This window comes from Paenibacillus sp. Marseille-Q9583, assembly GCF_976954365.1.
In genome coordinates this window covers 57,041-82,573 of sequence record NZ_CDRJTB010000021.1, presented here as the reverse complement: position 1 = coordinate 82,573, position 25,533 = coordinate 57,041, and the positions used below count along the sequence as shown (strand labels likewise).

General features: G+C 45.2%; 28 protein-coding genes and 1 pseudogene. 4 read left to right on the top strand and 25 right to left on the bottom strand.

Features of this window, described 5'->3' with window-relative positions; translation table 11 throughout:
- Nucleotides 1-356: 356 nt before the first annotated feature.
- On the bottom strand, nt 357-1,235 hold the full coding sequence (locus ACWNM1_RS12500) for a nucleotidyltransferase-like protein (protein ID WP_042191792.1): 879 nt from the start codon (nt 1,233-1,235) through the stop codon (nt 357-359).
- 127 nt (nt 1,236-1,362) lie between these two features.
- Between ACWNM1_RS12500 and ACWNM1_RS12495 the strand changes: the two genes are divergently transcribed.
- Nucleotides 1,363-1,728 carry a DUF2614 family zinc ribbon-containing protein gene (locus ACWNM1_RS12495; RefSeq protein WP_042191795.1) on the top strand — a complete coding sequence of 122 codons (366 nt, stop codon included), beginning with the start codon at nt 1,363-1,365 and terminating at the stop codon, nt 1,726-1,728.
- Between the two features lie 115 nt (nt 1,729-1,843).
- On the opposite strand, the gene ACWNM1_RS12490 is transcribed toward ACWNM1_RS12495, so the two are convergent.
- From ACWNM1_RS12490 to ACWNM1_RS12405, 18 genes and pseudogenes are all read right to left on the bottom strand, one after another.
- The gene (locus ACWNM1_RS12490) at nt 1,844-3,565 is read right to left on the bottom strand and encodes a glycosyl hydrolase family 18 protein (RefSeq protein WP_449601161.1); all 1,722 of its coding nucleotides are present in this window, start codon (nt 3,563-3,565) and stop codon (nt 1,844-1,846) included.
- 232 nt (nt 3,566-3,797) lie between these two features.
- On the bottom strand, nt 3,798-4,229 hold the full coding sequence (locus tag ACWNM1_RS12485; protein WP_449601160.1) for a Fur family transcriptional regulator: 432 nt from the start codon (nt 4,227-4,229) through the stop codon (nt 3,798-3,800).
- A 126-nt stretch (nt 4,230-4,355) separates the two neighbouring features.
- Nucleotides 4,356-6,266 (bottom strand): DUF4097 family beta strand repeat-containing protein, encoded by a 1,911-nt coding sequence (locus tag ACWNM1_RS12480; RefSeq protein ID WP_449601159.1) that lies wholly within the window; start codon nt 6,264-6,266, stop codon nt 4,356-4,358.
- A gap of 46 nt (nt 6,267-6,312) precedes the next feature.
- Nucleotides 6,313-6,783 (bottom strand): GNAT family N-acetyltransferase, encoded by a 471-nt coding sequence (locus ACWNM1_RS12475; RefSeq protein WP_449601158.1) that lies wholly within the window; start codon nt 6,781-6,783, stop codon nt 6,313-6,315.
- Nucleotides 6,784-6,971: 188 nt separating this feature from the next.
- On the bottom strand, nt 6,972-8,417 hold the full coding sequence (gatB, locus tag ACWNM1_RS12470) for an Asp-tRNA(Asn)/Glu-tRNA(Gln) amidotransferase subunit GatB (RefSeq protein ID WP_449601157.1): 1,446 nt from the start codon (nt 8,415-8,417) through the stop codon (nt 6,972-6,974).
- A gap of 11 nt (nt 8,418-8,428) precedes the next feature.
- Nucleotides 8,429-9,886: an Asp-tRNA(Asn)/Glu-tRNA(Gln) amidotransferase subunit GatA gene (gene gatA, locus ACWNM1_RS12465; protein ID WP_042191806.1), complete on the bottom strand. Its 1,458-nt coding sequence runs from the start codon at nt 9,884-9,886 to the stop codon at nt 8,429-8,431.
- A 27-nt stretch (nt 9,887-9,913) separates the two neighbouring features.
- The gene (gene gatC, locus ACWNM1_RS12460) at nt 9,914-10,201 is read right to left on the bottom strand and encodes an Asp-tRNA(Asn)/Glu-tRNA(Gln) amidotransferase subunit GatC (protein ID WP_042131015.1); all 288 of its coding nucleotides are present in this window, start codon (nt 10,199-10,201) and stop codon (nt 9,914-9,916) included.
- A 122-nt stretch (nt 10,202-10,323) separates the two neighbouring features.
- Nucleotides 10,324-10,707 carry a hypothetical protein gene (locus ACWNM1_RS12455; RefSeq protein ID WP_042131017.1) on the bottom strand — a complete coding sequence of 128 codons (384 nt, stop codon included), beginning with the start codon at nt 10,705-10,707 and terminating at the stop codon, nt 10,324-10,326.
- Nucleotides 10,708-10,904: 197 nt separating this feature from the next.
- A complete protein-coding gene (locus tag ACWNM1_RS12450) occupies nt 10,905-11,675 on the bottom strand; it encodes an ABC transporter permease subunit (protein WP_449601156.1) in 771 nt (256 codons plus the stop codon).
- Nucleotides 11,672-12,586: an ABC transporter ATP-binding protein gene (locus tag ACWNM1_RS12445; RefSeq protein WP_449601155.1), complete on the bottom strand. Its 915-nt coding sequence runs from the start codon at nt 12,584-12,586 to the stop codon at nt 11,672-11,674. Before ACWNM1_RS12445 ends, ACWNM1_RS12450 begins: the two co-directional genes overlap by 4 nt.
- Nucleotides 12,586-12,777, bottom strand: coding sequence for a PLDc N-terminal domain-containing protein (locus ACWNM1_RS12440; RefSeq protein WP_149644902.1), 192 nt, complete (start codon nt 12,775-12,777; stop codon nt 12,586-12,588). Before ACWNM1_RS12440 ends, ACWNM1_RS12445 begins: the two co-directional genes overlap by 1 nt.
- Nucleotides 12,778-12,829: 52 nt before the next feature.
- Nucleotides 12,830-13,042, bottom strand: a complete 213-nt coding sequence (locus ACWNM1_RS12435) for a hypothetical protein (RefSeq protein ID WP_449601154.1) — start codon at nt 13,040-13,042, stop codon at nt 12,830-12,832.
- On the bottom strand, nt 13,039-13,374 hold the full coding sequence (locus tag ACWNM1_RS12430) for a YxlC family protein (protein WP_449601153.1): 336 nt from the start codon (nt 13,372-13,374) through the stop codon (nt 13,039-13,041). Before ACWNM1_RS12430 ends, ACWNM1_RS12435 begins: the two co-directional genes overlap by 4 nt.
- Nucleotides 13,361-13,906 carry an RNA polymerase sigma factor SigY gene (sigY, locus tag ACWNM1_RS12425; RefSeq protein ID WP_449601152.1) on the bottom strand — a complete coding sequence of 182 codons (546 nt, stop codon included), beginning with the start codon at nt 13,904-13,906 and terminating at the stop codon, nt 13,361-13,363. Before sigY ends, ACWNM1_RS12430 begins: the two co-directional genes overlap by 14 nt.
- 585 nt (nt 13,907-14,491) lie before the next feature.
- Entirely contained in the window at nt 14,492-15,121 is a 630-nt protein-coding gene (locus ACWNM1_RS12420; RefSeq protein ID WP_094872421.1) for an MBL fold metallo-hydrolase, read from the bottom strand.
- Nucleotides 15,122-15,125: 4 nt separating this feature from the next.
- A complete protein-coding gene (locus ACWNM1_RS12415) occupies nt 15,126-15,692 on the bottom strand; it encodes a thioredoxin family protein (protein WP_449601151.1) in 567 nt (188 codons plus the stop codon).
- Nucleotides 15,689-16,303: a DedA family protein gene (locus tag ACWNM1_RS12410; protein WP_042191826.1), complete on the bottom strand. Its 615-nt coding sequence runs from the start codon at nt 16,301-16,303 to the stop codon at nt 15,689-15,691. The genes ACWNM1_RS12415 and ACWNM1_RS12410 overlap by 4 nt, the downstream gene beginning before the upstream one ends.
- Nucleotides 16,304-16,660: 357 nt before the next feature.
- Nucleotides 16,661-16,873 (bottom strand): annotated as a pseudogene (locus ACWNM1_RS12405) (SDR family oxidoreductase); the annotation flags it as partial.
- A 116-nt stretch (nt 16,874-16,989) separates the two neighbouring features.
- Between ACWNM1_RS12405 and ACWNM1_RS12400 the strand changes: the two are divergent.
- Both ACWNM1_RS12400 and ACWNM1_RS12395 read left to right on the top strand, forming a co-directional pair.
- On the top strand, nt 16,990-17,328 hold the full coding sequence (locus tag ACWNM1_RS12400) for an autorepressor SdpR family transcription factor (protein ID WP_449601163.1): 339 nt from the start codon (nt 16,990-16,992) through the stop codon (nt 17,326-17,328).
- Nucleotides 17,328-17,984 carry an SdpI family protein gene (locus ACWNM1_RS12395; protein ID WP_449601150.1) on the top strand — a complete coding sequence of 219 codons (657 nt, stop codon included), beginning with the start codon at nt 17,328-17,330 and terminating at the stop codon, nt 17,982-17,984. Before ACWNM1_RS12400 ends, ACWNM1_RS12395 begins: the two co-directional genes overlap by 1 nt.
- Here the strand turns inward: ACWNM1_RS12395 and ACWNM1_RS12390 are convergent.
- The 6 genes from ACWNM1_RS12390 to yyaC all read right to left on the bottom strand — a co-directional run bounded on the left by ACWNM1_RS12390 (nt 17,973) and on the right by yyaC (nt 25,141).
- Complete coding sequence (locus ACWNM1_RS12390; protein WP_449601149.1) at nt 17,973-20,417, bottom strand: O-antigen ligase family protein; 2,445 nt, start codon at nt 20,415-20,417, stop codon at nt 17,973-17,975. The two genes, ACWNM1_RS12395 and ACWNM1_RS12390, sit on opposite strands and share 12 nt — an antisense overlap.
- A 243-nt stretch (nt 20,418-20,660) precedes the next feature.
- Nucleotides 20,661-21,851 carry a class I SAM-dependent methyltransferase gene (locus ACWNM1_RS12385; RefSeq protein WP_449601148.1) on the bottom strand — a complete coding sequence of 397 codons (1,191 nt, stop codon included), beginning with the start codon at nt 21,849-21,851 and terminating at the stop codon, nt 20,661-20,663.
- Nucleotides 21,852-21,933: 82 nt separating this feature from the next.
- On the bottom strand, nt 21,934-22,743 hold the full coding sequence (locus tag ACWNM1_RS12380) for a PhzF family phenazine biosynthesis protein (RefSeq protein ID WP_449601147.1): 810 nt from the start codon (nt 22,741-22,743) through the stop codon (nt 21,934-21,936).
- Nucleotides 22,743-23,414 (bottom strand): DUF6483 family protein, encoded by a 672-nt coding sequence (locus ACWNM1_RS12375; protein ID WP_449601146.1) that lies wholly within the window; start codon nt 23,412-23,414, stop codon nt 22,743-22,745. Before ACWNM1_RS12375 ends, ACWNM1_RS12380 begins: the two co-directional genes overlap by 1 nt.
- Nucleotides 23,415-23,716: 302 nt before the next feature.
- On the bottom strand, nt 23,717-24,523 hold the full coding sequence (locus tag ACWNM1_RS12370; RefSeq protein ID WP_449601145.1) for an alpha/beta fold hydrolase: 807 nt from the start codon (nt 24,521-24,523) through the stop codon (nt 23,717-23,719).
- A 90-nt stretch (nt 24,524-24,613) separates the two neighbouring features.
- Nucleotides 24,614-25,141, bottom strand: coding sequence for a spore protease YyaC (yyaC, locus tag ACWNM1_RS12365; protein ID WP_231573347.1), 528 nt, complete (start codon nt 25,139-25,141; stop codon nt 24,614-24,616).
- 144 nt (nt 25,142-25,285) lie between these two features.
- Between yyaC and ACWNM1_RS12360 the strand changes: the two genes are divergently transcribed.
- On the top strand, nt 25,286-25,510 hold the full coding sequence (locus tag ACWNM1_RS12360) for a DUF1128 domain-containing protein (RefSeq protein WP_042191840.1): 225 nt from the start codon (nt 25,286-25,288) through the stop codon (nt 25,508-25,510).
- The last annotated feature ends 23 nt before the right edge of the window (nt 25,511-25,533 follow it).

The following is a 25,533-nucleotide window of genomic DNA, read 5'->3' as shown; positions in this document are numbered from 1 at the left end:
CTTCGCGATTTCCTACTCACTCGTTGTTCAGTTTTCAAAGATCAAGCCGTTTATTTCGTCGTTGTGTTGTTCAGCAGCGACCTTTATAATATATCACAGCGTCCTCGTTTTAGTCAACCTTTTTTTTAATTTCTTTTTTCGGTTGTCTTTCGAATGTTTTCGAAAGCACATCTCTGTGTCAGAGGGACGAGTTATAATTTAACACATGAACTAGGAAAGAGTCAACCATAAATTTATTAGAATAAATATGAGCGCATCATAGTAGCGAGCAAACAAAAAAGAGAGTGCTCAGCCTCTCCCTATCCCTACTTATTTTATCTATAGATTACCGGCAAATCCTGCATCTAATTTCTTCTCTATAAGGTATATCGGATCGCATGACCCTCTCCCCCATGACCGTCAGCCCATAAAGTAATCTCACGGATTAGCGAACGAGAAACAAGCTTTCGTAAAACTAGGGGCAACTCAGCCTCTAATTGACACAGGCCAGAATGCTGTAGTAATTCTTTTATACTCCACGCTTCCTTACGGCTATTCAGAATATTGAAAAGCAATGCACAACAATCCGTCATTTTGGACATGATCCCAAATTCACATGCTAGAAGAACAAGCTCTACTCTTTGCTCTAAGGTCTCCGTGCTGATGGTTAGTTCCTCATATAGTTTATGGACAGAAGTGTTCATACTTTTAACCTGCTCCCAAACAGCAGGCTCTGGAAATGAACCAGATTCACTCACTTCTATTCTTGCCCAATGATATAGAGCCATCAATACACAGTTATATGCATCCATAATGTAGCCAGCTTCTATATATCGTTTAGATTTCACATACAAATGCAAGAATCGTGCAAACTCCATGAACTCAACTCGTTCCTTAAGAGGCCCTTCAAATTGTAAAATCTCCCGGCGCATATCCCCTAGTATTCCTTTGGGATCCCAGATCACTTCCCCAATCATCAAACTAGTAAGGAGCTCGTTATTATCTCCCGCCATGACAGCCCGCTCCAAAGCGGAAAGGCCAATATGGACTGACTGGGTCCGTGTGTCACCGGCAATGGTGTGGCGAACAATATGTTCTAAATCCTGTTCCTCATGTAAAACTAACACAACCATATCAAAATCGTGAAGTAGCGCGCTTTGAAAAGGAGTACTCCCTTTCTGCCGCAAAGCGACAGCTCCTAAAACATTTTCTTCAAACGTTTCTCCACTCAACAAAGTTACATTGGATAATTCCATGCTTCCCTCCATTAAATTTGGCGAATTTGCGTCCAGTCAGTTATAATTCAGTTATAATTATTATTCTACATATGAAAGACAGTTCCTTCTGAACAACCCAACTATATTTAGTGAGGAGCAAACACTCATGAAGTTTAAAACGGCTAAGATCAACGCTTTTCGCACATGGGGATTACTGCTCACAATGCTCGGAATGGGACTTATGGTTTTGGGTACAGCAGGCATCGTATTCTGGGGATCAACTGGGAAAGTATTCGCTGGAATCGGACTTGTAATCGGTTTAATTTCCATGATGGCAAGTCTTGCGATCTATTTCTGGGCTGGCATGCTCTCAACGAGTGCAGTTCAGCTAGAATGCCCTGAGTGTCACAAGCTGACCAAGATGCTCGGTAAAACAGACCGCTGTATGTTCTGCCACACCATTCTTACTATGGATCCGGCCGAGGCCACTATTACTGCAGATCAGCTTGAGCATCAGCAACTAAACCACTAAACACACCTTACAGAGGCTCATTACTAACTAGTTAAAATGCACTCAAATATTTGCTAATACAACAAAGAGGCCCCCGATATGGGAGCCTCTTTGTTTGTTATAAATGAAATTATGATTACTTATGAATCTCTTGTAATGCTTCCCATGCTGATGGATTGCTAAAACTGCGATTCCATGATCCGATGCCTCCAAGCCCCATGGACTTAGCAAGCTCAACTCTTGATTTTAAGCTCACCTTATCTTCTATCCATATTTTCTTAAGAGCGCCATCTTCCTTGTACTCTACGTAATTCTGCCCAGCATCCTTATCAAATGTAGGAGTTAGCTTCTTCTCTTTGATAATTTTTTCAACGGCATTCATACTAACGGATTTGGAGCTTACCTTTGTCTTGCCATCTACTTGAGCCTCAGTCCAGATGCGGGTGTACAATGGGATCCCCAAAATCACCTTCTCAGGCGGCACATTGTCTTCCTCTATGATCCGGCTTATTGAATTCTCTACCCAAGGTAAGGAGGCAACAGAGCCCGCGATAGGGCTAGCTGCCCAATGTTCATCATAAGCCATCACGATTAGATAATCGACTAATGTCCCAAGAGCCTTACGATCAAGGAATGCTGACCACATCTCGCTATTGGATTTAGGTGTCACGTCTATGGAGACGATTAGATTCTTAGCCTGAGCCATCGGTTTTAGCTCTCTCATAAATTGAGTGACATTCTCTCCGTCTTTCGTATACACATTCTCAAAATCGATATTAATTCCATCCAAATTGTATAAATCCGAATATTCTAAGATCTGTACGATTGCATTCATCCGTTTCTCATAGCTGGACAATGCCTCAGTAGTCATGTCTGGATCGAAGCTATTGCTAAGCAACCCCCATACCTCTAACCCGCGCCCATGCGCCCACTGCACATACGCACTGTCGGCCTGACTGCGCACATTGCCATCGCCATCTATAATACTAAACCAAGTTGGGCTAGCCACGTTAACGCCTGGTAGCTCACCGAAGGTTTCTGGGTTAGGTTTGCGTTGGTAAACAGCCTCCCAATACAAATTCACTGACTTCCCTTTCCAGTTACGTTCAGCGCGTGTTGGCGTGGATTTTTTCGGTTCCACTGTCTTTTGACCGTCCCGAACAATGTCACTTGCCTTGGCATAACCTGCATACCCGCTGCTTAATTGCACAAACAGCCAGTCCTTATTTTCTTCATTCCAAATATTCACGACTGCCCCAGGAGACATATCCGCAACTATAGGTGCGTGAATGGATGCCTCATTTCGTAGAGCTACTGACTTGTCGCCTTCTTCACCTTTAACTTTTCCTAACGAGACAGATTCTCCTGCCGTCATTAGTAGTATTGCTCCGGTATTCGTATCCTCCTGTATTTCAAACCCATATAGATCTTCTAATACATCCGCAGGAAGGTAGGTCACTTTCTCCTTTACTTCAGGCGCTAACCGCAGGTGCAGCGGACGATTGTTCAGACTAGCATCGGTTTTATCCTCCTGCATGTAAAGGAGCTCACTATCCGTTGATAGGATGACCGATTTCGTCTTCTCTTCATAACGAATGGAAGGATCCACATACTCTTGCAACAATGGTAATGGTAATAACATGCTATCCCCAGTCCCCGAGGCAGAATAACCTGTATGCTCTCCTTTTACAAAGATGGGGTGCGCTTGAGCTTTCCAATCTACATCTATATGCTGACGATTTGGCAATACATAAAACACTACCCAATATGCTGCTGCTACAATGATTAAAAGTCCAAATAACCGCCTAAAAAAACCTCCGCGCTTTTTGACGCGCCTCTGTCCCAGTCTTCTGTCCAAAATATATCCTCCAGATAATAATATGATTTTTAATAGAGTCTAACATTACGATTATAACATCCACTTGGTTTCGTATAACCAGTAGAAAATAGTCATTTATCCTACAAATTGTTATATTAAACGTTTTCGTTCTTATATTTGTAAAAAAATAAAAACGTGAGTCCTCCGCTTTCGGATTTCGCACGTTTAGTGATAACTTGGTAGATCGCCTTGATACCGTTCTATTCTAGTCTTAATGCTGTTTCTCTTTACAACTTGAGCAAAATCCATGCAGTTCCATACGCAATCCTGTAATCTTAAAGCCTGTAGCTTGCTCAGCATGCAGCTCTACATCCCTAAGCGAAGGATAACTGAAATCCTCAATCTTACCGCATTTCTGACATATAACATGATAATGATCAGACACATTGGCATCAAAACGGCTGGAGCTATCCCCATAGGTCAACTCACGAACCATGCCAGCTTCCATAAACATCTTGAGATTATTATATACGGTTGCCACGCTCATGCTCGGAAATTTAGGCTCTAATGCCCGATATATATCGTCAGCTGTAGGATGATTCATCGCTTCCATCAAATACGTAAGAATCGCATGACGCTGGGGCGTTATACGGACACCTGTTGTTTTTAATTGTTCCAATGCATGTTGTACGCCACTCCCCATGACTGTCACCGCCTTTTAAATTTAAAAATAAAAGAAATATTTCTTATAAGTGTAAGACTGGGTTTTCAATCTTGTCAACGAAGTCGATACATTATATTCATTATTATATAAGAAAAATTACTTTTTTCAATAACCTCTCACATTTAAGTTACTGTTTCCCTCAACCTGAATCTTGAACTCACCTGTGCCCACTTCACCAGATATCTTCTTCTTATCAATGGTTAAGGTAGGTAAATCTGAAATAATATCGCCATATCCACTTGAGCCATTCAACTTATAGTTCCCTAACTGCGACAAATACAATTGAATATCACCAACTGCACTATAAATATCCCAGTCTCCTCCGACTTCATGTGAACGAACATCAATGATGCCATTCAAGGATTCTGCATGCAGCTTCGATCTGGCTCCATCAATCTCTAAATTACCATTTTTGCTAGAAATATCGATTTCAGCTTCATTCCCGGTTGCACCGATATTGCCAACTGCCGTTGATAATTTCAAGGCTCCTGTGACATTCCAAGCATTCATATTGCCACCGCTCGTTGATAAATCAACACTGCCCTGGACGGATCTCGCACGCACAGCTCCATTCAGTGTTTTCCCTTTCACATTACCAAAGATACGATGAAGAATAAGTTCTCCATTCCCCGTTTCCAGCGAAATATCTTCGATCGCTTCTATGTTCTGCAGGGTGATCCCACCATTCATAGTGCGAACATCGAGGTTAAACCGGCGGTCTTCCGGCAAAGAAATGTCCAAATCCATTCGCGGCTGACGCTTACCTGATTCTCCGTACGCCTTGCTGTTTGAAGTGATTTTTATAGTTGGTCCTTCAACAACATCCACAAAGGACTGTTCCGAAATGGCCTCAGCCATCGGACCTTCCAATTGATCTACCCAAACTGTAGTAGTAATTTGAATATTATCTACGGGAGCCCGGTGCAATAAAATATCTCCATTAATACCATCAACGGATATTTTGGCTGTATTTAACTTCACTGGAACAATAAGTGGAGCCTTCTGAAATTTACTTCCCTTCGCCTCGCCATAGTCGACTGCAGCTGCTGTAAGGTTGAGACTCACATTTTTCCACAGATATAAGTAATGTTCTTGTTCGGCAACGATAAACACACTCGCAGCAAGCAATATAGCAGATAAAAGGCCGCGTAAATCCAATCTGATTCTTGTTCCCTTTTGTACAGAGCCTGAACGACCTGAGAAGAAATACATGAACAGGAACTCAATCCCCCATAACACCGGGATGACCGGCCACCACTTCAAGAGTAAAAGCATATAATCCGACCCGTCTTTCCAATCCAGAAACAACGGGATGGCAATAGCAATAAGCAAGACCGATGCCGTATATCTTCCTACACGCCGGTTATGAGACTCATTTTTTTTGCGCGAAACGATTCCTCTGACAATTTCTCTCGCTCCTACATATATACCACCACATAATAAAACTGCAGACACCGCCGCTTCGGAGTAATGCTCAATAAAAAATTGCAGCCATGCTGGCTTTTGGCGAAACAGAATGAGAAGCGCTCCCCCTAAAAGAAGTAGAAATCCAAAGGATACGCCAGGTTCACTGACGATACTACGACGCTTAGGAGGTGTAGTTATTTTTGCCACAGAATCATCAAGCTCTTGATCTTCAGGGTAACGGAGAATCTTGTCCGCTGATTGCAGTACATCATACACATTATAGAAATATATCGCCGGAATAATTAGTGCAAGTAAAATAAGCAACGGAACATTAATCTGCATTCCAATGGATGAGAAATAAATTAAAGCTGAGATATCCAATAGTATCAAGAAGATAAAGGTAATTCCTTTGCGGAGAAGCCCAAAGTATAAGTGCCCAGTTCCTGGGATGAGAGCTGCCAATAGTCCAGCGATAAATTTGCGTTTGCGGCGGCGCCGTTTTGGACGTGGAGGGATTATCTTCTTCTGAATCTCACTCTCCATAGTCTCAAGATCGGCTGAACCCCGCTGCTCTTCCTGCGCTGAGAGTATTGCAGAATCATTTGTCATATCTCGGCTCCTCCTTTCGTAAACATGGGTCTGTGTATATGCTTCTTCAAAGTGAACCACTCCGATAAAAATCAATCAATTCCACACCGGGAGCAACTTCCTGCGATCCCATAGGTACAAAACCATGCTTGCTGTACAAAGAAACGGCAGGCAGGTTTAGCTTCCCCGTAGATACGATGTATTGCTCCATCCCTGAAAAATGTTCAAATACATATTCCAAGAGACTACTTGCAATACCTCTGCGGAAAAAGTCCGGTCCCACCATCATCCGCGTAATCGTGAGTTTGCCCGGGGATTCTTCTTCTATAGCAATAGCACCCATCAGTTCTTCATCTTTATCAAAGCAGCCGTAAAAATCCTCTTTAGAGTGGCTGAGCATCTCTCTCGTCTCCATAAGCGGTGGGATCTCACGAAACCCTATTAACTCCGCTTCTAGCCGGTAGGCCTTATGCTGGAGGCTCCATAGTTCATTAACGGTACTATCATCCTGGAGGTTTAGCTTAATAATTGTATTCATCCCTACTAGTCCCCTTATATGCCGCTAAGGGCCTGCCGTTGCCGACAAGCCCTTAGCTTATTACATAAGTATATTACCCCAAGTATAAACACCTTTGGCGTCCTTTTATCGACGACAAGCGTTTATACGAGAAATATAAGGATAAAGTATAGTGTAAAACTTATACTTTCTTATATTTCAAATAAAGGTTAGCTGCTCAATACCTCGATCAGAAGTTTATTCGCAAGACCTGGATTTGCCTTACCTTTACTTTCTTTCATAACTTGTCCTACGAGGAAACCGATGGCCTTCTGTTTACCTGCTTTATAATCTTCCACTGATTGTGGATTGGCAGCTACGACAGCTTCCACAATTCCTTTAATGGCACCTTCATCGCTGATTTGTACCAGACCTTTTTCCTCTACGATTGCAGCAGGCAATTTACCGCTCTCTAGCATTTCTTTAAATACCGTTTTAGCGATCTTGCTGCTGATAGTTCCACCTGCAATGAGGCCGATCATTTCCCCGAGCCCTTGCGGCGTAATTTTGACCTGAGACAATTCCAGGTTATTACTATTCAAATAAGCAAGCAGATCACCCATGATCCAGTTAGCTACAGCCTTGGCATCCTGCGTATAAGTAAGGCATCCTTCGAAAAAGTCCGCTAGCGGTTTAGAGGAAGTAATCACGCCAGCATCATAAGCTGTAAGACCCAGTTCTTCACTGTAGCGAGCTTGTCTTGCATCCGGTAGTTCCGGGATCGTCGAACGAATGGATTCTTTCCAAGCATCGTCAATATGCAGCACGATCAGATCTGGATCTGGGAAATAACGATAATCGTGCGCTTCTTCTTTTCCACGCATAGATAAAGTTTTCCCTTGGGCTTCATCCCAGCGGCGAGTCTCTTGTACAACTACTCCACCATCATCCAGGATCTCAGCCTGACGATATTGTTCATACTCCAGTCCACGCAGCACACCGCGGAAGGAGTTCATGTTCTTAAGCTCTGCTCTAATACCGAATTCCTCTTGTCCTTCTGGACGTAGACTGATGTTCGCGTCACAGCGCATCGATCCCTCTTCCATCTTGACATCGGATACGTCGCAGTATTGCATAATGGCACGGATTTTCTCCAGATAAGCACGAGCTTCCTCTGGCGAGCGCAAGTCTGGCTCAGATACGATTTCGATAAGCGGTGTTCCCACCCGGTTGAAATCGACGAGCGATGCAAAACCGCCATCTACGTGCGTCAGCTTACCCGCATCCTCTTCCAAATGAAGACGAGTAATACCGATCCGTTTCGTTTCTCCATTCACTTCAATGTCGATCCAGCCGTTCAAACCGATAGGCTGATCGAACTGCGAAATCTGATAAGCTTTCGGCGAATCCGGGTAAAAATAGTTCTTGCGGTCGAATTTACTAACATCACCAATGGTACAATTTAGCGCCATCGCTGCTTTCATAGCGTAATCTACCGCTTGTTTGTTAAGAACTGGCAATACGCCGGGGTGACCCAGGCAGACAGGACAGGTATGCGTGTTAGGCGGGGCTCCAAATTCAGTGGAGCATCCGCAAAAGATTTTGGAGTTGGTATGAAGTTCTACGTGAACCTCTAAGCCGATGACTGTTTCGTATTTAGACATAAGTAATCCCATTCCCTCCTTTACTACAGCTGTGGACGCTGCTTGTGATGATCAGTATTTTGTTCAAAAGCGTGAGCAACACGCAGAATCGTACTCTCGTCAAATTCTTTACCGATAATTTGCAAACCTACTGGCATGCCTTCCGCAAAGCCACAAGGAACGCTAACGGCAGGAATACCTGCCAAGCTCACAGGAATCGTGAGAATATCGTTCAGATACATGGTCAGCGGATCCTCCGTCTGTGAACCTAATTTGAATGCTGTCGTAGGCGCTGTTGGCCCGATGACCACATCATATTTTTTAAAGATGTCATCAAAGTCCTGTTTAATCAAAGTACGCACCTTTTGTGCTTTTAAATAGTATGCATCGTAATACCCGGAGCTGAGTGCATAAGTTCCCAACATAATACGACGTTTGACCTCAGGGCCAAAGCCGCGACTGCGGGAATTAAGATATAGATCAAGCAATCCTCCGCCTTCATCTACACGTGCACCATAACGCACACCGTCAAAACGCGCGAGGTTAGATGAAGCTTCCGAAGAGGACAGCAAATAATAAGCTGCTACTGCGTATTCCGTATGTGGTAACGAAACTTCCTCCCAGACAGCACCCATTCCTTCCAGCACCTTAAGTGCGGACAAGACTGTCTCACGCACAGAAGCATCGACACCTGCTCCTAAGTATTCCTTCGGTACAGCAATGCGAAGTCCGGAAACATCACCAGTCAGAGAACTCAAATAATCAGGAATTTCTACTTTAGCTGAAGTAGAGTCCTGGGCATCATAACCAGCAATCGCTTGAAGCACATATGCAGAATCCTCTACATTACGTGTTAATGGTCCAATCTGATCGAGTGAGGAAGCAAAGGCTACCAGTCCATAACGTGATACAAGACCATAAGTAGGTTTGAGACCTACAACACCACAATAGGAAGCAGGCTGGCGGATGGAACCCCCAGTATCCGAACCTAGTGAGAAGAATACTTCGCCAGCAGCTACTGCAGCAGCAGATCCACCACTGGAACCGCCGGGCACACGCTCTAAATCCCAAGGATTGCGTACAGGACCAAAGCTTGAATTCTCATTAGATCCACCCATTGCGAATTCATCCATATTCAATTTACCGATCGTTACGGCATCTGCCTGCTGCAGTTTAGAAGCCACAGTAGCGTTATAAATCGGCTGGAAATCTTTCAAAAATTGGCTGGCACAGGTCGTGCGTAGTCCCTTAGTTACAATATTATCCTTAATTCCGGCAGGAAGACCAAACAGCAATCCACGTGCTGCTCCAGATGCCAGTTTGTCGTCCAAAGCGCGTGCGGTGCTACGAGCGCCCTCCTCGTTCAAGGTCAAAAATGCATTTACTTTCTTATCCCGCTCAGCGATAATCGCCAGTGATTCTTCAGTCAGTTCACTGACCGATACTTCTTTAGCAGTTAACATGCGATGTACTTCAGGCAATCGATTTTGAAACAGGCTCAAGATTCTTCCCCCTTTCTAATTATGTAGTTATTCCAAAACAGCTGGAACCTTGAAATGTCCGTCTTCATCATCCGGCGCGTTAAGAAGTGCTTCCTCTTGCGTTAGGCTTTCCTTCACAACATCATCACGCATCACATTACTGACCTGCAGTACATGCGTGGTCGGCTTCACATTCTCCGTATCTAGCTCATTCAACTTCTCAGCATATTGTAAAATAGCATTCATTTGTTCTGTAAAGGTTGCCTCTTCTTCCGGGCTCAATTGCAGACGAGCCAGCTTGGCCACATGCTGCACATCTTTAACGGTAATGCTCATAAGATAAATCCCTCCTGTTTAAAGGGCTAAAGCGCCCGGATAACGTTTTTAATTATATTGTAGAAGCTTGGACAATTCAATGATGGGGTTATAACAAAAAAGCCGGCTTTCGCCGGCCTTCCTTAAATCCAAGCTCTAAGATTCACTTGTTTGATGAAATCTGCTTGGGACATGCTTTCGGTTGACGTTGTTTCCGTCTCTTCTGTATCCATATCTTCACCGTTCATCAAATGATGGAACAGCTTCTCATTGTACGTGGACAAAGCATAATCAATTAACGCTTCATGCGTTGCTCTTTCAGCCTCAGCTACTAATAAATGTTCTTCCGCCTCAATGTCTTCAGCCGGAACATAAAAGTTCCTGTTGGCTTCCGGTACACGTATAACATAGTCAAACGCATTATCGGGATTGCGGTCGTAAGCAATTAGGTAGCCGTATTCCCCGATAGGAAGACTCTGCTCAAAAGCGTCCGCAACAATGACAATCTTTTCTCCTAAACGCAGCATCGCCCTACCTCCTGACCCCAAAATCTATCATGATTTTGCTTGTTTCAACAGTCTACTAAAAAAAGATAGAACTGTCTAGCAGCAGTCCAGACGATCCTGAAAATTCTACCAAGAAATAGAAGGATAATTTATAGTGTGAAACTTATACTTTCTTATATTTTTAAATATACTATATTCGATAGAGCAGAGCTTAATAATCAATCAGGAAAGTTGTTCTTTCTTGTCAAAAGCGCAGACCCAACAAGGCAAATTATGATCAATACACTGGCAGAAAGATATGGACCTGCTCTAAAGCCCTCTCCGTCAGTAAGAATTCCTGCTGACAGCCCGGAAAGTCCTGCGGGTGTCCAGTCAAACCATTTAGGCAATAAGCTTAAGCCTAATGAGAATCCAGCCATTAACGCCAGTGCTAAAAAAGCAGCTACTGGAGGTCTTAAAAAGGCACTAAACAACAACGTAGCCGAGACAACACATAATAACCATAAACCATATACTCCTGAAGCTGCGATAGCATCGCCCCATGGTACTGAACCAATTAGCTGCTCCGTGTAATAAGCTGCACCCGCTGCACCCAATCCAAGCGCAACAACAAGCAGGGTGAGTTGAGCTGTCCATTTAGCGATCACTATTGCCGCGGGAGAAACCGGTCTTACTAGAATTAACTCCATAGTTCCGCTATAGCGTTCTCCAGCTAAAATATTCATCGAGCCTAGCGCCAATACCAACATTCCAATTGTTCCATACTGTCCCAGTGCTTGCGCCATCACAACTGCGGCACTCGGTATTTCATACCCTTCCAGCAGACCTGGGGGCACATCCCCGGAGGCTTTTAATATTTCCGGCAAATAATAAATAGTTAAAGGCTGCATAATGCCTAAAATGATGAACACGACAGGTATCCAGATTAGCTTATAACTGCGAGCCATCTCGAGCATTTCTTTTCGATAAAGGACCCAGGTGCTGCTCATACGCCCACCACCTTCATAAATAAATCCTCTAACGTGGAAGAGCCTGCTTCAAATTGCAGCAATGGAATTTCGAGCTGCGCTGCTTCTTGCAAAATCGCCTGGCGGGCCTTTTCTACATCATTCACATTAAATACCGCATGATCTCCAAACAACTCCGACTCCAGTACAAACGGCTTGGAGGCAAGAGATTCCAGCCACTGAATGGCTTCTTTGTGCTTCTCGGTACGTAAACGAATAACAGGAAGGCTGTATTGTGAACGAAGCTGCGACAGAGCCCCCTGCTCAGCAATGCGTCCATGATTCATTAAAATAATATCATCACATATCTCTTCCGCGTCATGCAGCACATGCGTGGAGAAAACTACCGTTGTCTCTTCACGTATTTCTCGTAGCAATTCCATCACTTCCCTGCGGCCGATCGGATCAAGTGCAGATACGGGCTCATCCAGTAAAAGCAGTCGAGGGCGATGCACAAGTGCCTGCGCGAGACCCAACCGCTGCTTCATCCCCCCGGAATATCCACCAATCCTGCGGCGTGCATCGTCTTTGAGGCCTACACGTATAAGCGATTCCAAAGCGCTGCTTGTTGCTTCTTTAGCTCCCATTCCACTAAGCTTTGCAGCAAACACAACATATTCCTGTCCAGTCATCCACCCATAAAAGGCTGGTGACTGTGGCACATATCCTAATCCCCTGCGATATCCTGCTCCCGGACGGCTCCCCTCAAATGAAATCATTCCAGAGGTGGGTTCTAACAGCCCTGCCAGCATACGAAGTGTGGTCGTTTTCCCAGCACCGTTAGGCCCCAGTAAAGCGACGCACCGTCCTTTCTCAATTTCAAAGCTTATATCATTTACGGAAACATGCGCCCCATAGATTTTGCGCAAATTCGTAACTTGAAGGAGTGACATCAGACATCTTTCCTTCCTATTGTGAAATAAGCTACGCTGCCTAATATATTTCCGCAAATAATGATAATAATCCACATCCATTTTGGACCACGAACATTATCCGCTTTGGCCAGAGAAATCAGTCCAATAATAGCAAGCAAAGCCTGCAGAATGATTAACGGCATGATTAATCCCCAATTCACATCTTCCATGAAGTACCACTCCCTTTGTGTAATGAAAGGAACGAGCTCATATCCTGGACCTTCACAACTTCTTTCTCCTACGTCTTTCCGGTAGAATAACAACAAGTAAATAGACCAAAGCGGGTGAAGGAACTGTAGTTATAGCCCATAGACCCCAGAACCAGGCTTTTCTTCCGCGTCGTCTTGCGTCCCGGAATAGCAATGTCCCTTGCAGCATTAATGCTAACGCTATGCAAAACCATAACCATAGAGGCACATCCTGCAGCTCATTCATTCTTGCGCACCTTCTCTGTTCCTCCTGATCCTCGCTATTCCTAGAGCACTGAGTCCCGCAATAGGAATAATCGCTTGAATAATCCAATAGATCATCGGTGCAGAACCGAGAATGGATAGAAATACGCTGATCAGGATCAACGATATGCCCCAGAATAACAGCAGCTCTTTACGTTCCGTGCTCTTTCTAAACACAGAGGCATCAACCATTAATCTCTCCAGTTCCTGTAATGAAGGTGGTGTGATGTCATTATATTGTGCATCTAACCGGTCAAGCTCATCTGAAAGCTTATGCAAATACAACTCAGGCTCCTTAACTTTATCCTTCTCCATCCTCATTCAGCTCCTTTCGTAGTTGGTTAAGTCCAAGGGATACACGCGACTTGACTGTACCTGAAGGAACTCGCAGGATTTCGCCAATTTCGTCATAACTATAGCCATAGTAATGCTTCAGTAGCACAGCCACTCTTTGCGCAGAAGGTAATTTGGAGAGGGAATCCAGCACTGCACTCCACTCTTCCCCCCTGCTCTCAAATCGCCAACGAATCGAACGGATCCCCTGTTCCTGTTGCTCCCGCTGTTTCCATTCCGCTTCACGCTTCCAGCGCCGCTTGCGATCAATGAATATTCTGGTGGCAATTGTGATTAACCAAGAGGAAAAGGAAGAAGTTCCGTTATAGGTGTTGATCTTCTCCATACATCTGACCATGGTGTCCTGTACAAGATCCTCTGCCAGCAAGGGGTCCATGGTCACCTTGATTAAATATTTGAATAAAAAAGTATAGTGTTCTCGCAGCAGTGAAGACAGTGCTGAAGTATCTCCCTGCTGTGCCCTTCTGATTCTCTCCAGCGACTGATCGCTCATCTGCCCCTCCATTCAAGATTTCGTTTCTATTTGTAGTACGAATATGTATTATGATTCGTTCATTCCACTCCATAATTATTTTTTGAGATCCCACAACTTGCGCCGCCAGGGCTGAATTATCCCTTTCCTTGCCGGAAAATGCCAAAAAAGAGGCGTTCTTCTGAGCTCGCCTCCTGAAACCACTGGTACTCCCCCGTAAACCCCACAGGTCTCCTGAAGCAAGCCATTACGAAGTTCCTTATTTTCAAATTGTATGTCTCTACGTTCTATGGATGAACAAAAGCCACCCTTTCCTGAACACTCCGAAAAAAATCGGCAATTACTGCTGCAAAAATGGTTCCATTTCTCCTTGGAGTCATACCAACCGTAGTCCAGCGGGTAGTATATATTCTTCTCCATTCTACTTCCCTCCATGCTTTTAAGCCTATATGAAGACAAAAAAAAGAACGCAAACCGGGATTAATTCCGCAGTCTGCGTGCTTCGCGAGGTTAATGTTACATTTAATTAACCTCATTCTAGTCCTTTTGTAGTCTTTTGTCTATTAAAACTTCCTCGGTTTTTGTCGGTTCTACTAGAACCAACGTCTATTGAGGAACATAAGGGTTGCGAATCTTTTCAAATCCAATGGTTGTCCGTGGACCATGTCCTGGATAAACCTTTACTTCATCATCCATTTTGTATAGCTTGCCACGAATAGAATCGAAAAGATCCCGTTCCCTACCACCAGGCAAATCTGTGCGCCCAACTCCCATTTTAAAGAGTACATCTCCAGAGAATAGATCATTTCCACAAAGGAAACTTACACTGCCTGGAGAGTGACCAGGTGTATGGTACACACGGAAGGTGTGTCCAATGAACTGCAGAACTTGCCCTTCTGCCAGATCATATTCCGCAGGGTCTGTAGCTAGAGGAGGTGACACCTCCGACCACATTAGTGAACCGTTCAGCTTGGGGCTGCTTAGCCATTCACTTTCAAGTGGATGTAAATAAACAGGGCATTTCTTAGCTTTACGAATTTCGTCTACACCGCCCATATGATCAAAATGTGCATGTGTTAACAAAATAGCTTCGATTTCCATTCCTTCGATACTCCGCACTAATGCAGCAGGATTCATACCAGGATCTATGATGATACCCTTCGCAGGATCCGCACCTGTCAGTAAGTAGGCATTCGTTTGAAGCGGACCTAGATTAAATGAACGTATATTTAGCATCGGTTTAGAATCCGGAAATCAGACTACGCAGTTCTTTTGCGATAACTGCCTGATATTCCGTTCCTTCCCCATAGGCTTGCCCCATGGCCTTACGTGCATCTGCGATTTTGCTGTCGTAATCAGCGGCCTCACGATCAGGATTCTCACGTTTGAACTCTCTCATTATACGTTGCACATCCTCTGGTCTAGGACCCCAATGTCCGAGCACATATCCTCCAGTGTCTGCAAAAATCACGACTGGGACAGATCTGCCACCCATGGTCAAGAAATCATCCATAAGCTCCGGATTCTCTTCTAAAATAAATACCTCTGTCTTCATTCCCGCCGTCTCCAGAATACGGAATACAGCAGGAACATTGCGTACTACGTCTCCACACCAATCCGCTGCTAGGATAAGTACCCGCAAATCGTCGCGATGGTTCAGACTTTCGAAATATTCCTTATCGCTCTCATCTTCCCAATTAAACTTCTCATACCAGGATTCAAAAGCCTGTTGATTCTTCGTCATACTTTCTACGAATTGGCGCGGTGTTAGGCCTTTTCCAAACTTTTGAGCTACATTCTGCTTCATTTTGTAGTCCCCTTTTTCTTGGATTTGTACCATTTAAACACAAAGTAAATGATGATCAGAGCGATCGCTACAAGTATAATTTCGTTGGTATACTTAGCTGCTACTTTGTCAATATCTTCCCATTTATTCCCCAAGGTCATACCCAGATATACAAACAGAGCACTCCATGGAATAACAGCAAGCGTAGTCAACAAAGTGAACTTACCTAAAGGCATTTTCGATATCCCAGCTGGAACGGAAATGGCATGACGAACAACCGGAATAAAACGTGCTGTAAAAATTACGCCAGTCCCGTACTTATTGAACCACTCTTCCGAATGGTCAATATGCTTCTTTTGAATGAAAATATATTTCCCGTATTTCTCCAAAACAGGTCTGCCACCATAACGACCAATCCAATAAACAAAAATCTGTGCAATGACTCCGCCGATCGTACCGAATAATACGGCGCCAAAAAAATTAATATCTCCACTCCATACTAAAAAGCCACCGAAAGCCAGTACAATTTCACTCGGAATAACTTCAATCATAAGTCCGATCATAATCCCAAAATAACCAAGACTCTGAATCCATTCAAACAATGTTGAGATCAGATCAGAAATAACATGCAACCGTACTCCTCCTCCCTTTTCCGCAGAATATGGCTATGTATCTAGCATAAACATCTTTGGCGTCTATATAAAGACGCTTAGCGTTTAAGCGAGAAATATAAGAACATAAAGTATAGATGTTAAACTTATACTTTCTTATATTTTTAAAAGCTCTGCCGCTCTGCTCTATTTTCCAGTTTCTCTTAGCCTATTCTAGCACAAGCAACCTTATCACATCTACTTACAGCGGCGAGGCCATTATCCTATATCGACCCTCTCTTAAAAAGAGTTAGAACTACCTGTATAACCAGAAAAGGTGTACACTTCCAGCAATGAAGATGGAAATGGACACCTGTTTGTCTAAAATGTAAAAGCTGTTTAATAAGCGGTCCATCCGGCGTCCGCCGTTATTACCGTTCCATTCACGAAGCTCGCAGCTTCTGAAGCCAGGAATAAAGCTATCGATGCGGTCTCGCTGCTTTCCCCTGTTCGCAGCATGGACGCCATACCATCTCCTGCCTTTTGACTACCAAAAGCACTCGGATTAGACAAATCAATATTCGCCTTTACCCCACCTGGTGCTATAGCATTTTCGGTGACAATTTCTTTCTCAATCAAAATGGGGGGAATACGCATTGACAGATAAGAATATGAATGGTTATTATATATTTAGACAATTACCTAAATATCGAAATGGTGGGTGGAATATGAATGAGTCTTTCAAAGCACTAGCTGACCCTACCCGTCGCCAAATCATTCGGTTACTAAGGGAGAAGGACCGAACCGCAGGTGAAATTGCTGATTTTTTCAACATGTCAAAGCCGAGCATTTCTCATCATCTGAATGCACTGAAGCATGCCGATCTCGTTCAGGATGAACGAAAAGGTCAATTCATTATGTATTCATTAAATACGACGGTTCTCGAAGAGGTTCTTGGCTGGTTTCTCGAGCTAACAGGCACGGGAAAGCAAACGGAGACGGGAAGCAAATCACTGGACGGAAAACAAAGCCGTCAGGATATGGATTCTGAGAAGGAGGCTGATTGATGATGAAGGATTTTAAATGGAGATGGCAAGATACACTGATTGTAATATTAGGTTTAGCTTCATTAGCTTATGCTTTAATCAATTACGGCAAGCTGCCACAGGAGTTGCCCGCGCAGTGGGGAATTACAGGTAAAGTCAACCGGTATTGGGATAAAAACATAGCTATTTTTATGTTCGGAATCCTGGGTATTGTGCTTCCGCTGATCATGCAATTCACACGTAGCATCGATCCTAAACGGGAAAATTATAAGAAGTTCGAAAATGCCTATGCTATGAGCAGACTCGCTATTGGGGTGCTTTTTAATCTCATGCTCGTGCTCACGGTTGCTTACGGTCTGGGTAAAGATATTAATGTGGGTAAAATTGCTATAGGAGCCCTAGGATTGATGCTTATTGCGCTCGGCAACTACATGCCACAGGTAAAAGATAATTATTTGTTCGGTGTTCGCACAGCATGGACGCTCTCTAGCCCAGAGGTTTGGCGAAAAACACATCGTCTTTCCGGAAGAATGTGGATGATCGGCGGTCTGCTTATTTTTGGAGGAGCCTTTTTGAGCGGCGTCTTGTCTCAGACCCTTATTATTACGGCACTTGTGCTTGTTATTCTCGTTCCTGTTCTGTACTCTTGGATCATTTCACGTCAGTTAAAATCGTGAAGCCAATACACTAAGCCGTCGACTCAAGTCGTCGGCTTGTTCTGTTATTTGGAACTTCCGGTCATTATGCTGCTCACCTTTACTTGCCTCGTATTTTGCCAACACTTTATACTCCCGCAGAAGCTCGTTCCCTGAGGCAATACAGCTTATGGCCTCCATTCGATTCCCTTCCGCTAACTTTTTCCGGCCCATCATAAGCATGCCTTCAATCCCTTTGACCCACTTAACAGAATTGTATTTATCAAGCTGAATACTTCGGCGTATCCAATATAATGCAGCTCCCGGATCATCACTGTACATCCATCGTCTAGCCATTTCCCAGTTTAAACTTGCATTCTCCGGAGAATATTGCAAACTCTGCTGGAGTATACTCACGCTCTGTTTACCCGTAAGTAACCTGGATAATGCTACAGCTGTTTTAGGAGACTGGGGATTCCACGCTAGTGATTGCTCTAGCAAATCTACCTTCACCGAGGGATCAACCGTCTGAACCGCTTGCCGGTAGTACCTCACTCCTTGTGCGGCATGAAGGGACAATACAGATAGCATGAGACAAAGACAGCAGGCGACAGTGATGAATAGTCGGCGGGGATATGGATGTGACAGGCTCGCGAATGCAGGGATAGTGGTACCGAGGTTCGCGGACGCTGAGTGAGTCGGCCTTAGGGTCCCGGATGTCGAGTGATTTATTAGCGGATTCGCGGACGCGAAATGAGTAGTGAGCAAACTTATGGACGTGCGGGTATTCGTAGATTGATGTTTCTGCTCATATTCAGACAGGGCAAGTGCTGGCAGCCAAAAAAGCAGCAGCCAGATCAATCCATAGTTCCAGTCAAAATCGACTGCGCTATGCAAAACGATAACCAAAAATGGCGGTAGCAGACGCGGCGATCTCTTAGCCAGCAGCCAGCCTGCTGCTAGCAGCATAAGCAGTATGGCTGCCAGGCCGACAAATCCTAGGTTCAACAGGATGTCGAGATAACCGTTATGCACTTGGCTGCCAACATATGGGCGAGATTGGGCGGCGAGGTATGAACTCCGCCAAGTCTCGCCCCCGCGCCCCAGCCAAGGTGCCTCTACCGCCAGCCGCCAGGCGTCGCGGTAGAATAGACCACGCGCGGATACCGTCGATGACGGTCCGGTGATCCGCTCGCGCACGTGCAGGAGGACGACGGTGCCCGCCGCCGTCCAACCTGCTGCCGCCAATGCCAGCATGGCGGCTCGGGCACTGCCCGCCGCGCTGCGCTGGCGGCGGCACAGCCATAGGCCGGCTAGCAACGCGCCGGCCCAAAGCCCGGCCAGCAACAGCAGGCCGGGCAAAGGCTCTACCGCCAACCCGGCACGGGCCAGTTGGCGGTAGAGCAGCGCCGCGGCGACCACGGGCGCGGCGCCAGCGGCAAGAAGCGGCGCGATGAGCTGCCGCTTCCAGAGCAAGACGGCGGCGCAGGCGCAAGCCGCCGTCAGCCACGCGCCGCGCGACTCGCTGAGGAGCAGCGCGGCGGCGTACGGGAACAGCGGCAGCAAGCGCAGCAGCGCGGCGGCCGTATTTCCCGCTTCTCGCCGCTCCACTCCTACGCACCCATCTACTACATTTACGCTTACCTTTTCACTCCCACGCTCCTCCTCTACGCACTTTGAGCCTGTATTGTTACTCCTCCGTCTCACCTCTACACATTTTGACCCATTCTTTTCACTCCCATGTCCCCAGCCGGTATACTCTATCCCTGTCTTTTCAGACTCTCGCCCAACATCGCAACCTCCTGCTGGCGACATCCTCACACTCTTCTGAGGTCTTTCATAATAAGCAGCGACAGCAAACAGCCGCTCCAGTAGAAAAACAGCCATCACAGCACCAAAGGCATTAGGATATTCCAGCACCCCTGCTAATCTGGCACCTGTAATGCTTACTTCCGATGAATTGCTGTAAGCTATAGCGAAAGGTAACTCTACCACCCCGCACACTGCCAACAAAGCACTTATGCTTAAGAACATGCCCAAAATAGACCACGCAGCAATGATAAGCTGACGCCCCACACGATTCAACGCGCAAAAACAAACCAAAAATGCAAAGCTAGCATACAAGCCCCATCGTAATATTTCATTCATTGTTCCCTGTGCCGAAAGAGGATTTCTTAGCCAATGAATCAGATAGAGTGATAGAACTATTAAAGGTGCCGTCAACATTATTTTCAAAGCTCTACGTACTCCACTTCCTCCCCCTGCGCTACTTCTCCACTTGCCTACTCCAATGTACAAATAAAGCAAAGCCGCAGAAACCATCACATACCATAGGGTCAGAAAGAGGTACATCTCCTCTGTAAAAAAAAATCCACGCAGCAAACAAGCTCCTACTCCGGCTGCGATGACTAAGGCTGCACTAAAATAATATACGATTATTGAATCCAGACTCCGCTCTCTGTTAACGCTCCCCATTTAGATACCCCTATATTCGTTAAGTTATCTCTATCCTTTCCACATTTCCCCTTCGCAAAACTAGAATGCAAAAAGGACGATACCTCTCCACGAAAGAGCTGTACCGTCCCAATTCTCATCAAAAAAGCTTGATAGTTGCAAAGAGTGCAACTGACCTCTGATATTCGCTACTTCGTCCTAATGTAATTGCATAATGTACAACTATTTTTCGAGAATCCCGCCAGATGGGGAAAATTGCTCGAGCTACCCCTCCACCGAACTTTCACTCGGAAGCAGGTCAGCACATACGCGCTCAAGGTAAGGTTTCGCCCCTATAAAATCACGGAATGCGGTGTATTCACGCCATTTGACGGAGTTATCACCACCCGAGCTTTTAACGGCGCGGATTAAAATATTCTTCGGTGTATTCTCCATGTCGATGAATTCCAGCAGCTGGCTGCTATAGCCCATCATATCGAGCAATTTGGCACGGATAGCATCCGTAGCCAAGGCGGAGAAACGCTCCTTAAGTATCCCATGCGACAGCATCGGACTCATTACTTCATTCTCAATCTGCGCGAACAATTCATGCTGACAGCAAGGCACAGACAAAATGACGGAGGCGCCCCAACGTACTGCTTTTTCGAGTGCAGCATCTGTAGCCGTGTCACAAGCATGAAGCGTTATAACCATATCTACCTGATCCAGCTCATCGTACTCGGCAATATCACCCACAAGGAACTTCAGGTGATCATAACCGATTTTCGCAGCAAGCTCATTACAATGCTCAATTACATCCGCTTTCAAATCAAGTCCAATAATATTAAGCTGCCGCTTCTTGCGGACGGTCAGATAGTGATAAAGAGCAAAGGTCAAATACGATTTTCCACAGCCAAAATCAACAATCGTTAATGGCCGTCCCGTTGGCAGATCGGCAAGCACATCCTCAACCATCTCCAAAAAACGGTTGATCTGCCGGAACTTATCGTACCGCTTGGCCAGCACTTTTCCTTCTCTGTTCATTATGCCAAGCTCCACAAGAAATGGCACAGGTTCTCCATCCTCCAGCACATAACGCTTGCGGCGGTTGTGTGCCAGATCAGGCTCTTCTTTTTTACTTGGAGACTTGGTAAGGATGGATACTTTGAATTTTTTGCTAATCAGCACCTGATAATCCGCTTCCACCGTGCATAACAAGCCTTGGCGATATGATTCTCTAAATAAAAGGGTCATGTCCTCCGCTGCTAATTCTGCCGGTACGTTGCGATGTTCAACCTTTGTACCAATATAGGACGCAAACTGATAATGCAACTTACCTTTTAGTTCGACAGGTTTAATCTGTACCTTCGTACAGGTCTCCCCTTTGTTACGTACTTGGCTTAAGGTAGCCATAATCAAGGTACGGTCATTAATCAGTTGTTCAATAAGAGCTTTTAAAGATTCCACAACGCACATCTCACTTTCGGGATTAAAAATGGAGAATCATTGTCTCCTAACCATCATCGTTCCATTATATCACGGCTCTACAAGAGTTATCCTAGCAGGGCTTCACATGCAGCTCTCCACTAACAATAGTTATTGCTCGGCCAGACATCTTAATCTGATCTTTGCTTACCTCAAGTTGAAGCAAGCCTCCTCGTTCGGAAGCTTGATAAGCGGTCAACTGCGTACGGTTAAGTCGACTAGCCCAGAAAGGTGCTAGCGCAGAATGCGCTGAGCCTGTGACCGGATCCTCATTTACCCCCATCTTCGGTGCAAAGAACCGTGACACACAATCAATGCCTTCGATGGAGCCTTCTGCAGTAACCGCAAAGGCTCGCTCTTCAAGCCGGGATAAAGCCCCAAAGTCTGGGCTAAGTTTACGAACTAGGGATTCCTGATCGAGCCGTACAAGTACATTGTCAGCATATAGCATAGTTTCTACCACATTTTCTTCTGTAATACCAAGTGCTTCTATAAGAGCCGGAATTGTAGGAGAAGACTTAAGCTCATAAGGCGGGAAGTACAGTGAGATGAGGTCATCCGCACGAGAAGCTCTAAGCAACCCACTGCGTGTATAAAATCTAGCTTCCACCTCTGAATCCAGCAATCCCAGCTCCCATAATATATGTGCACTCGCTAGAGTAGCATGGCCACATAAATTAACCTCAACCTTGGGCGTGAACCAGCGCAGGCGATATCCATCATTCTCGGGCCAGAGAAATGCCGTCTCTGACAAGTTCATTTCTGCTGCTGTCTTAAGCATAAATGCCTCGTCGACTGGATGCTTCAGCAAGCATACTGCTGCCGGGTTTCCTGAATATGCTTTTCCTGCAAAGGCATCGACAATAAATAAAGGAGTATTCATTAGGCTTCCGACTCCCTCCGAACTTCTGTGATTCGGCGCCACTCTTTCCATCCTTGTTCCACTTCATGGATAGGAAGCGAGCCTTGTTCCAATTCTTCCGGTGATTTAAGCAGCAGCCGTCTGTACAGCTCATCACCTTCCAGTGAGACATCCTCCCCCTGCTCCCATAGTCGATACAGACTGTCCTCCGCTTTACTATAATGTCCGATTGACTCCATATAATCTAGAAGCAGCCGTTCCGTCTTGGCTGGAAGCCGATACGCTTTGACTTCCTCCAGAAGTTCATTAATATCCTCCGTCATCTGCAGCATTCCTCGATCAGCGCCGTGCAAATCTGCGTACAAATATAAATGCAGTGCTCTCATACTTCTGAATAGTGCTGCGTCATGATCGCCATTTGCAGCATAAATGCTGCCCTCTTCCTTAAGCAGTTTAGCTACACCTTGAAGCTTATCTGACTCCAATACACCGTTAAACCGGAACATATCTATAATATCTTCTACAGATAGTGAATTTAAAAGACGTGAGTTCAGCGGAAAATGTCGGTTCAATAGCTCATCAATTTCCCATAAGGCTTCCGTTGTCTTTCGCTCTTGCTTCAGCGTTAGAACCTTGGCAACCATCGCCGTCATATCTTCGATCATTCGGACAATATAGTCTCTTCGGAACATGAACTTCCCCCTTTTCCATACTGTAACTGCGAAGCTTTTGTATCTAGGTATTATATGTGTTTTATTCATTTATCTTAAACCATTGCACTACGCTATGCCACTACAGCAATTACGGGAAAAATAATGACTAGAATCCTTCTACTTATTGAAATTAAATGCCGTTCCTCATTGGCGGCGTAACAACCATAGCTATCTTTGCCGGATTGGGAATCCGTAAGTTTCAATATCTCCTAAAAAAGAGGCAGCCCACGCCAGTTACTTTGACGCGGAGCTGCCTCTTCTTGAATTAATTATTTCAGCGATCACGAATGGCTGTTAATACTAACCGTAGCTTGGGTGAATTCCTTGATAACCTCAGCTAACCGTTCAGGAGCTTCAAAGAGGCTCATGTGGCCCACTCCAGAAATCGTAGCTTGCGTTATATTTGGTTTATCCGAAGTAAAGGTGCGCTCCGCAGGAATCAGTCCATCCTGCTCGCCAGCAACAAGTAGTACCGGCAACGTGGTAGCTGTGATCACATCACGCCGATCCGGACGCTCGCGCATCGCCAGTGCAGCTCCCGCTGCTCCTTGTGGAGGTGTTTTGTAACCAATTTCTTTGGCTCGCTCCAGCAGCTGCGGTGATGCAGAAGCGGTTGCTTTAGCAAAAATCCCTGGGACGAAGCTGTCCACAAAAGGAGTAATGCCTTCATTTTGAATCCTGCTGACACTTTTCAATCGATTCTCCCGAGCTTCTTCACTATCCGGATATGCAGTAGAATGGATTAATCCGAAGCCCTTCAATCGAGAGGCATACCGCTGCGCGAACGAAAGTGTAATATACCCACCAAGAGAATGTCCCAGCATGGTGCATTCAGAAATTTCTAGTGTATCTAACAAGCCCAGAACATCGTCTGCCATTTGTTCAATAGTATAGGGGCCTAGTGGAGCCTCTGAAGCTCCATGACCACGTAAATCGGGAGCAATCACTCGGTAGTCGCTGCTTAAGATGGGAATGATTTGTTCCCAGTATTCAGCACTTCCGCAAAAGCCATGCAGTAATACAATAACCTCGCCTTTCCCCTGATCACTGTAGCAAATATTGCTTCCGTCACAACGTACTCTTTCCATGGCTGCTTCCCTCTTTCCAAAATACTAAGATATATTAACTAATATCTATTATTAAGCAAAACAGCTCTCCTTGAAACCGGCATCCTATTCTTAACGCCCAATTCCAAACCCTTTTGCTGCTGCGGCGGCAATTTGTTCAGCCATAACCATAACTCTATGTAGTGGAGTCGTCTGCAGCGTCCGATAGGGCTTGGGACCGTTGATATCTACAATCGCCGCCAAGCTATAATGTCCCACTGCAGGAAGGCATACCCCCACCGATTGTGCTGGCTGAAGCGGCTCATTCGAAACGAAGTAATATCCAAGAGCTATTGGAGGTCCTAGGCAAGCATCCACAGCAATAATGATATGCTCAGATGGAATCTCAGCGACTCTGGCCACCAAATTATCTGCATCGCAAGGAGATGGCAACGTACCGATTACGTGTGGAAAGCCATATTCCAGAAGTTTGCTGCCTGTTAGTGGACCGAGAGCATCACCTGTAGATCGATCCGTTCCGATACACAGAAAGGTAACTTTCTTAGCTGAATGCAGCGCTGCAATTTCCATAAAAAAGGACACCAATCCTACATCGTCCATTTTGCTTCGTTTACCGCTTCCCTGTTCTCTAATTGCCAATACCTTTCCTCCCTTCGATGATATTTTTGATTTCATGCCTTTAATTTAACATGATTTCTGTGAGCCCGACAAAAAAATGGTGATCAAGCTCACAATCATGGTAAAATACATGAATCAGTGTACAGAAAGGATGTTAATAACCCTATGGATTTAACACAACCTAGTCAGGAAAATGTTGAATATATGATCGAGGCCATCAAGAACAAACTGAAGATGGCAAGTGCTGCTGCAATGCAAGCCTCCGCTTTTTCAGTAGATAAATATGAAGATATCTTCGATGTCTATGAGGTAGCCATGGGCAGCGATAGACTCAGTATTTCTCAGGTGGAAGCGCTCGTCTCCGAACTCGGCCGTCTACGTCAGAAATAATTGTTCTTCGTTTACAAAAGGAG